This is a genomic window from Streptomyces sp. NPDC104202 (assembly GCF_055584185.1).
In genome coordinates this window covers 39,710-53,633 of record NZ_JBVJMN010000010.1, presented here as the reverse complement: position 1 = coordinate 53,633, position 13,924 = coordinate 39,710, and the positions used below count along the sequence as shown (strand labels likewise).

At 74.3% G+C, this 13,924-nt stretch carries 11 protein-coding genes; 10 read left to right on the top strand and 1 reads right to left on the bottom strand.

Features of this window, described 5'->3' with window-relative positions; genetic code table 11:
• Positions 1-37 precede the first annotated feature (37 nt).
• The 5 genes from ACZ60W_RS09640 to ACZ60W_RS09620 all read left to right on the top strand — a co-directional run bounded on the left by ACZ60W_RS09640 (position 38) and on the right by ACZ60W_RS09620 (position 5,760).
• Entirely contained in the window at positions 38-604 is a 567-nt protein-coding gene (locus tag ACZ60W_RS09640) for a hypothetical protein (RefSeq protein ID WP_469754789.1), read from the top strand.
• 109 nt (positions 605-713) lie between these two features.
• Positions 714-2,312 carry an apolipoprotein N-acyltransferase gene (gene lnt / locus ACZ60W_RS09635; RefSeq protein ID WP_469754788.1) on the top strand — a complete coding sequence of 533 codons (1,599 nt, stop codon included), beginning with the start codon at positions 714-716 and terminating at the stop codon, positions 2,310-2,312.
• Between the two features lie 115 nt (positions 2,313-2,427).
• Positions 2,428-2,910 carry an NUDIX hydrolase gene (locus ACZ60W_RS09630; RefSeq protein WP_469754787.1) on the top strand — a complete coding sequence of 161 codons (483 nt, stop codon included), beginning with the start codon at positions 2,428-2,430 and terminating at the stop codon, positions 2,908-2,910.
• A gap of 55 nt (positions 2,911-2,965) precedes the next feature.
• Positions 2,966-3,793: a 3-hydroxybutyrate dehydrogenase gene (locus ACZ60W_RS09625; RefSeq protein WP_469754786.1), complete on the top strand. Its 828-nt coding sequence runs from the start codon at positions 2,966-2,968 to the stop codon at positions 3,791-3,793.
• Between the two features lie 74 nt (positions 3,794-3,867).
• Positions 3,868-5,760: a helix-turn-helix domain-containing protein gene (locus tag ACZ60W_RS09620; protein WP_469754785.1), complete on the top strand. Its 1,893-nt coding sequence runs from the start codon at positions 3,868-3,870 to the stop codon at positions 5,758-5,760.
• A 72-nt stretch (positions 5,761-5,832) separates the two neighbouring features.
• Here the strand turns inward: ACZ60W_RS09620 and ACZ60W_RS09615 are convergent, their stop codons facing one another.
• The gene (locus ACZ60W_RS09615) at positions 5,833-7,200 is read right to left on the bottom strand and encodes an MFS transporter (protein WP_469754784.1); all 1,368 of its coding nucleotides are present in this window, start codon (positions 7,198-7,200) and stop codon (positions 5,833-5,835) included.
• A gap of 408 nt (positions 7,201-7,608) precedes the next feature.
• Between ACZ60W_RS09615 and ACZ60W_RS09610 the strand changes: the two genes are divergently transcribed.
• From ACZ60W_RS09610 to ACZ60W_RS09590, 5 genes are all read left to right on the top strand, one after another.
• Positions 7,609-8,172 carry a hypothetical protein gene (locus tag ACZ60W_RS09610; RefSeq protein WP_469754783.1) on the top strand — a complete coding sequence of 188 codons (564 nt, stop codon included), beginning with the start codon at positions 7,609-7,611 and terminating at the stop codon, positions 8,170-8,172.
• A 51-nt stretch (positions 8,173-8,223) separates the two neighbouring features.
• Positions 8,224-9,054 carry an anti-sigma factor antagonist gene (locus tag ACZ60W_RS09605; RefSeq protein ID WP_469754782.1) on the top strand — a complete coding sequence of 277 codons (831 nt, stop codon included), beginning with the start codon at positions 8,224-8,226 and terminating at the stop codon, positions 9,052-9,054.
• The gene (locus ACZ60W_RS09600) at positions 9,047-11,572 is read left to right on the top strand and encodes a hypothetical protein (RefSeq protein WP_469754781.1); all 2,526 of its coding nucleotides are present in this window, start codon (positions 9,047-9,049) and stop codon (positions 11,570-11,572) included. Before ACZ60W_RS09605 ends, ACZ60W_RS09600 begins: the two co-directional genes overlap by 8 nt.
• 198 nt (positions 11,573-11,770) lie before the next feature.
• The gene (locus tag ACZ60W_RS09595; protein WP_469754880.1) at positions 11,771-13,309 is read left to right on the top strand and encodes an MFS transporter; all 1,539 of its coding nucleotides are present in this window, start codon (positions 11,771-11,773) and stop codon (positions 13,307-13,309) included.
• Between the two features lie 10 nt (positions 13,310-13,319).
• Positions 13,320-13,808, top strand: coding sequence for a GNAT family N-acetyltransferase (locus ACZ60W_RS09590; protein WP_469754780.1), 489 nt, complete (start codon positions 13,320-13,322; stop codon positions 13,806-13,808).
• The last annotated feature ends 116 nt before the right edge of the window (positions 13,809-13,924 follow it).

Below are 13,924 nucleotides of genomic sequence, written 5' to 3'. Positions count from 1 at the left end.
CCGCGCTGTCCCGGACGAACCTGGGTACTCTCCCTGTATGAGGGAGCACCACCGACCCCGGCCCGCGGACGAGCTGATCCCCGCCGTCTGGACCGGGCGCGCCACCAACCGCCTCCAGTGGGTCGCCGCCGTCGCCGGCGCCGCCTGCATGGCCCTCGGCATCACCATCGCCGTCGAATCCGCCTGGACCTCGGGCATCGCGGCCCTCCTGATGGCGGTCGTCGGCTGCGTCGCGGCCGGACTGCTCGTCCTCTTCGGCACCCTCGCCTTCGTCCACGTCGCCGTGAAGGTCGACGCCCGGGCCATGGAGGTCCGCTGCGGCCACATCGGCGTGCCCCGCCGGCGCATCCTGCTCTCGCACATCGTGGGCGCCGACTTCGCCCCGAGCGTCACCCCGCGCCAGTGGGGCGGCTGGGGATACCGCTGGCGTCCGGAGATCGGCACGGCCGTCGTCGTCCGGCGGGGCGAGGGCCTCGTCCTGCGCCTCGGCGACGGGCGCACCTTCACGGTCACCGTCGACGACGCCGAGTCCGCCGTCCAGGCGATCCGCGACCTCCTCCGACGCTCCGCCCCTCCCGGCCCGCCCGCCCCGACGGGCGTCTGACACCCGTCCCCCGGCGCACCGGCCCGGCCGCCCGCGGTTCCCGCTCCGCCGCAGGTCGGAGGTCGGACCGGACGGTCCGATGACAGGGACGCCCCGTAGACTCCGCAAGGTGAGCGCCACCATCACCCCCGTCGACGCGTCCGGAGCCGGAACCGCACCCACTCCGGGTTCCCGGTTGCGGCGGTTCGTACGGCCCGGAGCGGCCGTCCTGTCCGGCCTGCTGCTCTTCCTCAGCTTCCCGCCCCGCCCCCTGTGGTGGCTCGCGCCGCCCGCCTTCGCCCTGCTGGGCTGGGTCCTGCGGGGCCGCCGACCGCGGGCCGGCTTCGGACTCGGCTACCTGGCCGGCCTCGGCTTCCTGCTGCCGCTCCTGATCTGGACCGGCGAGGAGGTCGGCCCCGGGCCGTGGCTCGCGCTCGCCGCCGTCGAGGCGCTGTTCGTGGCCGCCGCCGGACTCGGCATCGCGGCGGTGTCGCGGCTGCCCTGGTGGCCCTTCTTCGCCGCCGGGGTGTGGATCCTGGCCGAGGGGGCCCGTGCGCGCGTGCCCTTCGGCGGCTTCCCCTGGGGCAAGATCGCCTTCGGGCAGGCCGACGGCCTCTTCCTGCCGCTGGCCGCCGTCGGCGGCACGCCGGTGCTCGGCTTCGCCGTCGCCCTGTGCGGCTTCGGCCTGTACGAGGCGTACCGCCTGCTGCGCGCCCACCGCGCCACCGGAGCCGTCCCGCGCGGCCCGCTCGCGGCCGCGGCGCTCTCCGTCCTGCTGCCCGTGACGGGCGCCCTCGCCGCCCTTCCGCTGGTCGACGACTCGGCCGAGGACGGCACCGCCACCGTCGCGGCCGTCCAGGGCAACGTGCCCCGGCTCGGCCTCGACTTCAACTCCCAGCGCCGCGCCGTCCTCGACAACCACGTCGCCCGCACCCGGGAGCTGGCCGCGGACGTCGCCGCGGGCCGCGCGCCGCAGCCCGACTTCGTCCTGTGGCCGGAGAACTCCTCCGACATCGACCCGTACGCCAACGCCGACGCGGCCGACGTCATCGACGGCGCCGTCCGGGCGATCGGCGCGCCGACCGTCATCGGCGCCGTCGTCACCCCCGAGACCGGCAAGCTCCGCAACACCCTCATCCAGTGGGACCCGCAGCGCGGGCCGGTCGCCACGTACGACAAGCGGCACGTCCAGCCGTTCGGCGAGTACATCCCGATGCGGTCCTTCGTACGCCTCTTCAACAGCAACGTCGACCGGGTCAGCCGCGACTTCGGCGCCGGCACGAAGGTCGGCGTCTTCGACCTGGCGGGCACCCGGGTCGGCCTCGCCACCTGCTACGAGGCCGCCTTCGACTGGGCGGTCCGCGACACCGTCACCCACGGCGCGCAGCTCATCACCGTCCCCAGCAACAACGCCACCTTCGGCCGCAGCGAGATGACCTACCAGCAGCTGGCGATGTCCCGTGTGCGGGCCGTCGAGCACAGCCGGTCGGTGGTCGTCCCGGTCACCAGCGGCGTCAGCGCCGTCATCCGCCCCGACGGCGAGATCGTCGCGCAGACGAAGATGTTCACCCCGGACGTCCTGGTGGAGAAGGTGCCGCTGCGCTCCTCCCTCACCCCGGCCACGCGGATGGGCACCCTCCCCGAAGCCCTGCTCGCGGCCCTGGCGGCCGTCGGCATCGGCTGGGCGGCGTTCCGTGCGGTACGCGCCCGGCGCGCGCCGGCGGAGTGAGCTCCGGCCCCCGGCGGACCGGCGCCGGGGAGCCCACGGCGAGCGCCGAGGGGTGCGCCGTCGGGCACACCCCTCGCGGACCGGGCCGGGATGGCAGATGATCTAGGGTCGCTCCATGGCTACCCCTGACTTCATCCGGGCCCTGCGCGAGACCGCCGGCCACCAGCTCCTCTTCCTGCCCGGGGTGAGCGCCGTGGTCCTCGACGACCGTGGCCGGGTGCTGCTCGGCCGACGGTCCGACAACGGTGTCTGGGCGGTCATCGGCGGCATCGTCGACCCCGGCGAGCAGCCCGCCGACTGCGCGGTCCGCGAGGTGTTCGAGGAGACGGCCGTCCGCTGCGAGGTCGAGCGCGTCCTGCTCGTCGAGACCCTCCGCAAGCCCGTCGTCTACCCCAACGGCGACGTCTGCCAGTTCATGGACGTGTCCTTCCGCTGCCGCGCCGTGGGCGGCGAGGCCCGGGTCAACGACGACGAGTCCACCGAGGTCGGCTGGTTCGAGGTGGACGCCCTGCCGGAGATGAAGCGCTTCTCGTACCTCCGCATCGAGAAGGCGCTCGCCGACGAACCCACATGGTTCCGCACCACAGCGACCAGCTGAAATATGGGCCGAGCACACATCGGTGCGGGGGAGAGCCGTTCATAGGGTGCGGAACATGAGCGCCCCTCTCACCGCCCCCGGCACCGACCCCGCCGCACCCCTGCCCGACGCGGCCGGACTCGCCCTCGACCTCACCGGCCGCACCGCGCTCGTCACCGGCGCGGCCGGCGGCATCGGGCGCGCCTGCGCGCTGCGGCTCGCCGCCGCCGGCGCCCGGGTCAGAGCCGTCGACCGGGCCGCCGAGGGGCTGGAGACCCTCGCCGACGAGGCCGCGCCGCTCCCCGGGATCCTCGACCCCCGGCACCTCGACCTCACCGACCTCGACGCCGCCGAAGCGGCCGCCGACGGCGCCGACATCCTCGTCAACAACGCCGGACTCCAGCTCGTCCGCCCCATCGAGGAGTACCCGCCGGACGTCTTCCACACCGTGCTCACGGTGATGCTGGAAGCGCCGTTCCGGCTCATCAGAGGCGCCCTGCCCCACATGTACCGCCAGGGCTGGGGCCGGATCGTCAACATCTCCTCGGTCCACGGGCTGCGCGCCTCCGCCTTCAAATCGGCCTACGTGGCCGCCAAGCACGGCCTGGAGGGGCTCTCCAAGACCGCGGCCCTCGAAGGGGCCCCGCACGGGGTCACCTCCAACTGCGTCAGTCCCGGCTACGTCCGCACCCCGCTCGTCGAACGGCAGATCGCCGACCAGGCCGCCGCCCACGGCATCCCGCCCGAGCGGGTCCTCACGGAGGTCCTGCTCAAGGACTCAGCCCTCAAGCGGCTCATCGAACCGGCGGAGGTCGCCGAGGCGGTCCTCTACCTCTGCGCCCCCCAGGCGTCCTTCGTCACCGGCACCTCCCTCACCCTCGACGGCGGATGGACCGCGCACTGAGCGCATCCCGCGTCCCCGGACAGGTCGTCCACAGGGCTGGTGCGACCCCAGGTACGGCAGGTATCCCTGTGTCCATGTCCCATGAACACGTCTCCTACCTGGAACTCCTCGCCCGGGGAGCCGCGACGGAGGCCTACGACCGGCCGGTGCTGCTCGCCCGCGCGGGCGGCGCCGGCCCCGAGGAGCTGGCCGGCCTCGAAGAGGCCAAGCAGCTCGCCCTGCGCGTCCGGGCCGAGCTGGAGGGGCGGCGGCGCCGCGAGGCGGAGCTGTCCGCGCTCTTCGCCACCGCCCACGACCTCGCGGGACTCCGCGACCTCGACGCCGTGCTCCGCGCCATCGTGCAGCGGGCCCGCTCGCTCCTCGGCACCGAGGTCGCCTACCTGAGCCTCAACGACCCGGCGGCCGGCGACACCTACATGCGCGTCACCGAGGGCTCGGTCTCCGCCCGCTTCCAGCAGGTCCGGCTGGGCATGGGGGAGGGGCTCGGCGGCCTCGTCGCCCAGACCGCCCGGCCCTACGTCACCGAGGACTACTTCGAGGACCCGCGCTTCCAGCACACCCGCACCATCGACGCGGCCGTCCGCGACGAGGGCCTCGTCGCCATCCTCGGCGTCCCGCTCAGCCTCGGCAGCCAGATCATCGGCGTCCTGTTCGCCGCCGACCGCAGGGCCCGGGTCTTCGAACGCGAGCAGGTCGCGCTGCTCGGCTCGTTCGCCGCCCACGCCGCCGTCGCCATCGACACCGCCAACCTCCTCGCCGAGACCCGCACGGCCCTGTCGGAGCTGGAGCGCGCCAACGACATCATCCGCGAGCACAGCGCCGTCATCGAGCGGGCCTCGGAGGTGCACGACCGGCTCTCCGAGCTGGTCCTGCACGGCGGCGGCGTCCACGACGTGGCCGAAGCCGTCTCCGAGGTCCTCGGCGGCACCGTCGAGTTCACCGGCGCGGACGCCGGATCGGCCCGCCGGGCCGAGGGCCACGCGGTCCGCGAGGGCGACGACTGGGTCGCCGCGGTCTCCGCCGGCGGCGAGACCCTGGGCGCCCTCGTCCTGCGCGGGCAGCCCGCGCTCGACCCCGTCGACCAGCGCACCCTGGAGCGCGCCGCCCTCGTCACCTCCCTGCTGCTGCTCGCCCGCCGCTCCGCCGGAGAGGCCGAACAGCGCGTCCGCGGCGAACTCCTCGACGACCTGCTCGACGCCCCCGACCGCGACCGCCGCCTCCTGCGCGAGCGCGCCGCCCGCCTCCGTACCGACAGTGAGGCACCGCACGTCGTGCTCGCCGCCCGGATCGACCGCACCGGCGAGGCCACCGACACCGACGGCGGCCGCCGCGAGAGCGCCGACCGCCAGCGCCTGTGGTCGGCCGCCTCCCACCTCGCCGCCACCCGCCACGGACTCGCCTCGGCCCGCGAGGGCGGCGCGGTCCTGCTGCTCCCGCTGGGACCCGGCGAGAGCGCCGCCGACCTCGCCCGGCAGACCGCCAGGAACCTCGGCGGCACCCTGCGCGAACCGGTCACCGTCGGCGCCTCCGCACCCGTACGCGCCGTGCTCGACCACCCGGACCAGGTGGCCGTGGCGTACGAGGAGGCCCGTCGCTGCCTCGACGCGCTCCGCCTCCTGCACCGCTCCGGGCAGGGCGCGGCCGCCGAGGACCTGGGCTTCCTCGGCCTGCTGCTCGCCGACGGCCGGGACATCGACGGCTTCGTCGACCGCACCGTCGGCCAGGTCGTCGCCTACGACCTGCGCCGCGGCACCGACCTCGTGCGCACCCTCGACGCCTACTTCGCCAGCGGCATGAGCCCCGCCCGGACCAAGGACGCCCTCCACGTGCACGTCAACACGGTGGCCCAGCGCCTGGAGCGCGTGGGCCGGCTCCTCGGCCCCGACTGGCAGTCCCCGTCCCGCGCCCTGGAGATCCAGCTGGCCCTGCGCCTCCACGCGATGTCGGCGGCGGTCACCGGGGCCTGACGCCGGAAGGCCCCGTGCCCCGCTCGTCACGAGCGGGGCACGGGGCCTCGGTGGCGGCCGGTCCGGCCGGGGTCAGGCGTCGGCGCGGACCCGGTCGGCGGGAGCGGCGTCCTCGGCGATGTCGCCGAGGTCCCGGTTCCGGGTCTCGTGGGCGCAGGCCAGGGCGATGACCGTGAGCAGCGCGGCGGCGATCACGTACAGGGCGATCGGGGTCGAGCTGTCGTAGTCGGCGAGCAGGGCCGTCGCGATGAGCGGGGCGGGGGCGCCGGCGGCCACGGAGGAGAACTGGGCGCCGATGGAGGCCCCGGAGTAGCGCATCCGGGTCGCGAACATCTCCGAGAAGAACGCCGCCTGCGGCGCGTACATGGCCCCGTGCAGCACCAGGCCGACGGTCACGGCGAGCAGCAGCGAACCGAAGGTGCCCCGGTCGATCAGGGCGAAGAAGGGGAACATCCAGGCACCGACGCCGACGGCGCCGATCAGGTACACGGGCCGCCGCCCGATCCGGTCCGACAGCGCGCCCCAGAGGGGGATCACCGCGAAGTGGACGGCGGAGGCGATGAGGACGGAGTTCAGGGCGGTCTGCTTGCTCAGACCGACCTGGGTGGTGGCGTAGACGAGGATGAACGCGGTGATCACGTAGTAGGAGATGTTCTCCGCCATGCGGGCGCCCATCGCGATCAGCACGTCCCGCCAGTGGTGCCGGAGGACCGCCACCAGCGGCATCTTCTCCACCTGTCCGGCGACGGCCTTGCGCTCCTCGGCGGCGGCCAGCGCCGCCTTGAAGACCGGGGACTCGTCGACCGACAGCCGGATCCACAGCCCCACGATCACCAGCACGCCCGACAGCAGGAACGGGACGCGCCAGCCCCACGAGGCGAACGCGGCGTCGGAGAGCAGCGCGGTCAGCGCGGACAGCACACCGGTCGCCAGCAACTGGCCCGCCGGCGCCCCGGTCTGCGGCCACGAGGCCCAGAACCCGCGCCGCCGGGCGTCCCCGTGCTCCGAGACGAGCAGGACGGCCCCGCCCCACTCGCCGCCGAGCGCGAAGCCCTGCACCAGCCGCAGCACCGTCAGCAGCACCGGAGCGGCCGACCCCACCGTCGCGTGCGTCGGCAGCAGGCCGATCGCGAACGTCGCACCGCCCATCAGCAGCAGGCTCAGCACCAGCAGCTTCTTGCGCCCGAGCCGGTCGCCGTAGTGCCCGAACACCAGCGCCCCGAGCGGCCGGGCCGCGAACCCGACCGCGTACGTCAGGAACGACAGCAGCGTCCCGACCAGCGGATCCGACTCGGGGAAGAACAGCTTGTTGAACACGAGCGCCGCGGCGGAGCCGTACAGGAAGAAGTCGTACCACTCGATGGTGGTTCCGATCAGGCTGGCGGCGACGATGCGCTTCAGGGATCCGGGGGGTGTCGGAGCGGTTCTTGCGGCGGCCATGAGCACCACTTCCAGGCAGGTACGGGGGACGATTCGGTGTCGCCACACCGTAGGAAGCCGCAGGTCAGGCGCGTATGTGGTGGGACACCATAGTTCGACGTGATCGCATGCGCCAAACCGCCATGGCCTCTCGTCACGACCGCACCGTGTGGGCCTCCACGTCTGACGGACAGCCGCCGGAGTTGTCCCTTTCGGTCATGATCCGGCGGTACCGTGCGGGCCTCCGTGTCGCTCACGCCGGCCGCCCTCCTCCGGAGGGGGGGACCGGGTCGTGCCCGATTCCGGGGCGACGGCACGGGTTCCCGCGGGTCCGGCTGGGCAGAATGAGGGACCTACACCACCGTCGGGCTTGCGGAGGAGCGGGCAGATGCAGGATGTGCGAGCGGAGCGGGACGCCGGGCGTCCGACGTGAACGACGCCGTGCTGACGGCGCTCGTCGCCGCGGGGGCCGCGATCGGCGGCGGAGCGCTGACCGGGGTGTTCGCCCTCGCCGCAGCCAAGCGGCAGGCGGCGGCCGCGTGGGCGGCGGGGGAGCGGCAGGCCGCTGCGGCCTGGGAGGCGGGCAGACAACAGGCGGCCGCAGCATGGGACGCGGGACAGCTCCAGGCCACGGCACAGTTGGACGTGTCCCGCCGGACGCTCACGGAGCAGGCGCTGGCGAACCAGAGGGCGGTGCGGCGGGCGGCGTACGTGACGTTCCTGGGCCGTACGGACAGCGCTCGACTGGCGGGGGCGGCTTGGCAGAGCGCCCTGGGCAGGGCGGACGAGACGCCGCGCCGGAGGGAGTACGACGCGGCGATGGCCGCGGTGGGAGAGGCCCTCAATGTCGTACGTCTGGAAGGGCCGGACCTCGTCACGGCGGCGGCACAGGCGCTGCGGAACTCCCTCGCCTCCGGTGCTCCGGACACGCAACACGCGCCGGCCCAGCAGACGTTCCTGGACGCGGCCCGCGTGGCCCTCACCCCCGGGTAGAGGGGGGCCGGCCGGGAGGATCCTGAAGAGTCCGAGACCAAGGGGGGCCTGGTGCAGCTGAGGGTTTCGTACGAGGGGCACGAGGGCGGCGTCACCGTCGTGCGGGTGGACAGCGACGATCCGGAGGGCGTACCCCGCCTCGACTCCTCTCCGGAACTGCGCAGGGTGCTGGCCCGGTTGGCGGAGGAGGGGAGGCTGCTGCTGGTCGTCGACCTCAGTGGCCTGGCCCGCGTCGACAGGAAGGGCCTGGGCGTCCTGGTCGAGGCTCTCGAGAACGTGCAACGCCGCGGGGGAACGATCTCCCTGGTCATCAGCGACACCCGGGCGCGCCTCGATTTCACCGGGGCCGGCCTGCACTGGATCTTCCGCGTTCATGACAGTGTGCCGAGCGCCGTGGAGAGGATGGTCGGTGACTACGCGGAGGAGACCGTCGAGCAGCGGCGCACGGCCCTGGAAGGGCGGGCCCGGCAGCGGCTCGCCAGGGAGGCCATGGGTGCCGAGACCCGTGTCGTCGGGCGGGACGGATACTTCTACGAGCACCTGACCGAGACCATCAGTCTGGTGACCTCCGCGCCGGAACTGGACGTCTACAACGCGTCGTCCATGCGAGAGATACTGGTCGACCTGGTGAACCAGGGACGGTACTTCCTGGTGGTCGACCTGACGGACGTCGTCTTCCTCGACTCGACGGGGCTGGCGGTTCTCAAGGGCGGGCTGGTCCGCGTTCGTGCCCACTCCGGCGCGCTGGCATTCGTCGCCCGGTCCGACGAGGTGTTCAAGCCGTTGCGGCTCACGGGACTGATCAGGGTCTTCCCCACCTTTCCCACGGTGGACCGGGCCATCGAGTTCCTCGGCCGGGAGGTCCTGCGCGCGCATGGCTGACAGCGAGGTCACGCACCGCACCGCCGCCCAGTGGGGCCCCGAACGCCTGGGAGTCCGCCCCGCACCAGGCTTCGACGAGAGCGCCGAACTCCCGCCGACCGAGTACCTCCCACGCCCCCACGACCAGACCTTGCGGCAGCTCCTGGCACGCGCGGCGTCCAGGAACGACGCGTCGTTCGTCCTGACGGTGGGCAGCTCCGCGAGCGGCAAGACCCGTGCTCTCTACGAGGCGGTGACGGGCACCCTGCCCGACTGGCCCCTGGCGCGTCCGGCGGACGCCGAGGAGCTGTCCGCCTGGGCAGAGGCGTCGCTCGTCGGCCCGCGCACCGTGCTCTGGCTCGACGAGACCCAGCGGTATCTGGACGGGGCCCCGGGCGAGCGGGCCGCCAGAGGGCTGAGCCGGCTGCTCGATCAGGTCGCACCACTGGCCGTGGTGGGCACCATGTGGCCGGACCACCTGAGACGACTGACGGAGCGGCGCCTGGACGGCTGGGACGAAGCCCCGCATGTGCGGGCCCTGCTCACGGGACGCCACCCCAGGATCACGGTGCCCGACACGCTGCCCGGTGACTCCCGGGCCGTCGCCGCGGCGGCTGCCCGGGACCCCCGCCTGGCCGCCGCCGTCCGGGCCGCCGGGACCGGCAATCGGGTGCTGCAACATCTCACCGGCGGACCGGAGCTCGTCCGCCACTGGGACATGGGCCCGGGACAGTGGTTCACCGCCCCCGAGCACGCCGTGCTCACGGCGGCCGTCGAAGCGCGCCGGCTGGGCCACGCGAGCGCCGTGCCGGCCCGAATGCTGAAGGAGGCCGCGGCCGGGTTCATGGACTCCGTCGCCCGTGCGGCCGCGGGCGCGGAATGGTTCCCGGCTGCGATCAGCACGCTGACCACGGCAGCGGCCGGTCCGGTGCCGCTCATTGCGGAACGGTACGCGAGGGACGTCGGCGACCCCGACAGCTACCGTCCGGACGACTACCTGGAACAGCACATACGCCGGGTGAGGGCTCATCTGGCGCCACCGGCCGGTTTCTGGAGCGCGGCGGTGTACGCCAGGACCGCGGACGACCTCCATGCCCTCGCGGCGGCGGCCGAGCGGCGGCGCCGCTACGTCTGCGCCGCCGCACTGTACGAGAAGGCGGCCGAGGGCGGCCACGCACGGGCCCGCGCCTCCTGGGCCGTCCTGGTCGAAACCACCGACGGCCGGGCCGCCGCCGAGGAGACCGCTGCCGCGGACCCCTTGTCCTGGGCGGCCCTCGCCGTGGCGCGTGAGTCCGACGGGGACGTCGGCGCCGCCTTCGACGCGTACCGTCGCGCTGCCGACGCGGGGGACGCGTGGGCCTGGTCGGCCATGGCCCGGATATGCGAGGTCGCAGGGGACCCGGCCGCCGCGGACGCCGTCGCCGTGGAGGCGGCGGCGGCGGGGCGGACGCAGGCGTGGCGGACGCTCGGCCGGATGCGTGCGGCCCACGGTCCCGCGGCGGCCGCGGCGTTCGAGCACGTGGTGCGTGCCGGTGACAGCTGGGGGCACATCGGTCTCGCACAGGCCGCCGAACGCGCGGGCCGCCCGGCCGACGCGGTGGAGCACGCCACGCGGGCGGCCGACGCGGGCGTCGGCGAGGCGTGGGCGCATCTGGTGCGGCTGCACTGGACACTCGGAGAACACGGGTCGGCCCTGGCAGCGGCCACAGGCGGCGCCGGCGTGGGGAACCCCGAGGGCTGGTCGGTACTCGCCCGGCTGCGGCATCGGGCGGGAGACGTGTCGGGGGCGGCCGCCGCCCATCGCGAGGCGGCAGCCATGGGCGTCGGCGCGGCGTGGCGCGTGCTGGCCCTGCTCGCGGACGCGGACGGTGACAGCGGTGCCGCGGAGGCGGCCGCCGGGCAGGCGGCCCGCACCGGCGATCCGCAGGCTTGGAGCGCGCTGGCCGAAGTCCGCGCGGAACGGGGCCAGGCGGTCGGCGCCGCTCGTGCCGCGCGGGAGGCTGCCCGTGCCGGTGACGTGGAGGCGTGGATCCGCCTGGCTCGGTACCGGGAGAGCGTGGGAAACGGGCCGGGAGCGGAACACGCCGCGGATCAGGCGGCCGACCGAGGCTTCCCCGCGGCCTGGGCGGCCCTGTCCCGGATGCGGGAACGGGTGGGGGACCGGGGCGGATCCCGGCGAGCGGTCCTGCGGGCCGCCGCCCTCGGAGCGCCCGACGCCTGGACCGCGCTGGGCCGCGTACGCGAGGGCACGGGTGACTCCGCCGCGGCCGAACGCGCCTACCTCCGTGGCTGCGATGCCGGCGACACGGAGGCGTACTCCGCACTGGGCGCTCTGTACCTGGAACAGGGAAGGCTGCGGGATGCCGTCGTCGCCTACCGGTCGGCGGTGGACGCGGGACTCACCGATGCCTGGGAAGGGCTCCTGTCGGCGCTGGCGGCGCAGGCTCCCCGAGCTGCCTCCGCACGGATGGCGGGCCGGCTGCGCAGGACGGGACTACAGGCGGACGAAGGAGGCCGGAGCCGGTCGGACCTGCTGTGATCCGGTGCGCATCCCCCTTCACCCGCGCGGCCCCCTCGTGCGCGAAGAGGCCGCCCCCGGCGCCGACCTGACGTGCGGGACGACGCGGAACGGATCACACTGGGCAGGGTGAGCAGCCGGACGGAACCTGGTCCGCAGCCGAGCCCCGGTGAACAGCGGGGCGCGCGGCTCCCGAACCAGACAGTGGCACTCGCGGCGATGATGTTCGCGGTGGCGATGACGTTCATCGACCAGACCATCGTCTCCATCGCCGCCCCCGACATCGTGCGCGAGCTGGGACTCTCCAGCTCGGGCATGCAATGGGTGGTCAACGCCTACCTCCTCGCCCTGGCGGCGTTCTTCGCCCTCGGCGGGCGGCTGGCCGACCTGTACGGGCCGCGGCGCGTCGTCGTCATCGGCACGCTGGTCTTCGTGATCGCCTCGGTCCTCTGCGGCTGCGTCCCCTCCGGTGACTACGCCCAGCCGTGGCTCATCGCCTTCCGGGCCGTGCAGGGCTTCGGCGCGGCCCTGCTCTTCCCCGCGGCGCTGGCCGTGGTCGTGGCCGTCTTCCCGGTCGAGAGGCGAGGCAGGGCCCTCGCCCTCTTCTTCGGGATCTCCGGCGCGCTGACCGCCGTCGGGCCGCTGCTCGGCGGCTGGCTGACGGCCTCGTGGACCTGGCGCGCCGTCTTCTGGGTCAACGTGCCGGTGGCGCTCGTCGCCCTGGTCCTCACCGCCCTCGCCCACATCCCGGACCGGCCCCGACCCGGCACCCTCGACGTGCCCGGCGCGGTCATGGTCGCCGCCGGGATGGGGCTGAGCGTCCTCGGCTTCCAGCAGGCGTGGTCCTGGGGCTGGGGGAGCTGGGCGACCTGGCTGTGCGTGGGCGGCGGCCTCGTGATCCTGTACGTGTTCGTGCGGTACGAGCGCGGCGTCCGCCATCCCCTGATCGACCTGCGGGTCTTCCGGGACAAGGCGTTCGCGGTCGACTCGGCCGTGCTGTTCTTCGCGATGCTCGCCTTCGTCCCCGTCTTCTTCTTCTCGTCCGTCTACGCCCAGGTGTCCCTGAGCGCCTCCCCCAACCAGGCGGCGCTGTTCCTGCTGTACTTCTTCGTCGGCTTCGCGCTCGCCTCCCAGTGGGGCGGCCGGATCCTCGACAAGCGCGGCGCGCGCCCCGCCCTGAAGGCGGGGACGATCCTGGGAGCCGTCGGCTTCGCCCTGTGGGCGGGCAAGCTGACCGACCTGTCCATGCACGACCAGTGGCCCTACGTGGCCCTCGCGGGCGCCGGCATCGGCTTCATCCTGGCACCCGCCTCGACGGACGCGGTCAACCGGGCGATCGGCGCCTCGTACGGCGAGGTCACCGGCATCACCCAGACCGTCCGGAACTACGCGGCGAGCGTCGGCATGGCCGTCTTCGGCACCCTGCTGTCCCGGGCGATGACGGAGAACGTGACGGACACCCTCCGGGCGAGGGGCGTCGCCCCGTCCGTCGCGGACCAGGTCGCCCGCGGCATCACGGACTCCGTCTCCGGGCACGGAGACGGCACGCCGCCCTCCGGCACGGGCCCGGTCGCCGAGGCCACCCGGGACGCCATGTCGTCCCTCCAGATGGACTTCGCCCAGGCCAACCAGTGGGTCTTCTACGGCATGGCCGTCGCCCTCGGCATCGGATTCCTGTGCGCCGTCCGGCACCCGGGCGACCGCGGCACCCCGACGACGACCGAGGCATCCGCCACGACCACGACCACGACGGACTAGGGTCGCCCGCATGACCCGGACCGACCTTCTGCCCTTCGCCCCTGCCCACGCCGCCACGGTCGCGGGCTGGCCGGTCTCCGCCGAGGAGGTCGTCCACTGGTGCGGGCGGCCGGACTTCCCCGTGTCCCCGGAGACCGTCGCCGACTGGCAGCGTGACGACGACGTCCGGGCCCATGTCCTCGTCGGGGAGGACGGCGTCGTCGGCTACGGCGAACTGTGGCTCGACGCCGAGGAGGACGAGGTCGAACTCGCCCGGATCATCGTCGCCCCCGACGTCCGCGGCCGGGGCCTCGGCCGCGTGCTGGTGCGCGCGCTCCTCTCCCGGGCGCTCGCCACCGGGCACGCCGACGTCTTCATGCGCGTCCACCCGGACAACGCCCCCGCCCTGGGCTGCTATCGCGGCGCCGGATTCGCCCCGGTCGACGCGGCCCTCGCCGCGGGCTGGAACGAGGTCCAGCCGGTCGACTACGTCTGGCTGCGGGGCCGCCGGGCCGAGTGAGGGCGCCGATCCGGGAAGCCTGTCGCGCCGGCTGACGGCGGCGGCACCGATCCGGGCAGCCCGTCCCGCCGGCTGACGGCACCCATCCGTGATGCCCGTCCCGCCGGCTGACGGCG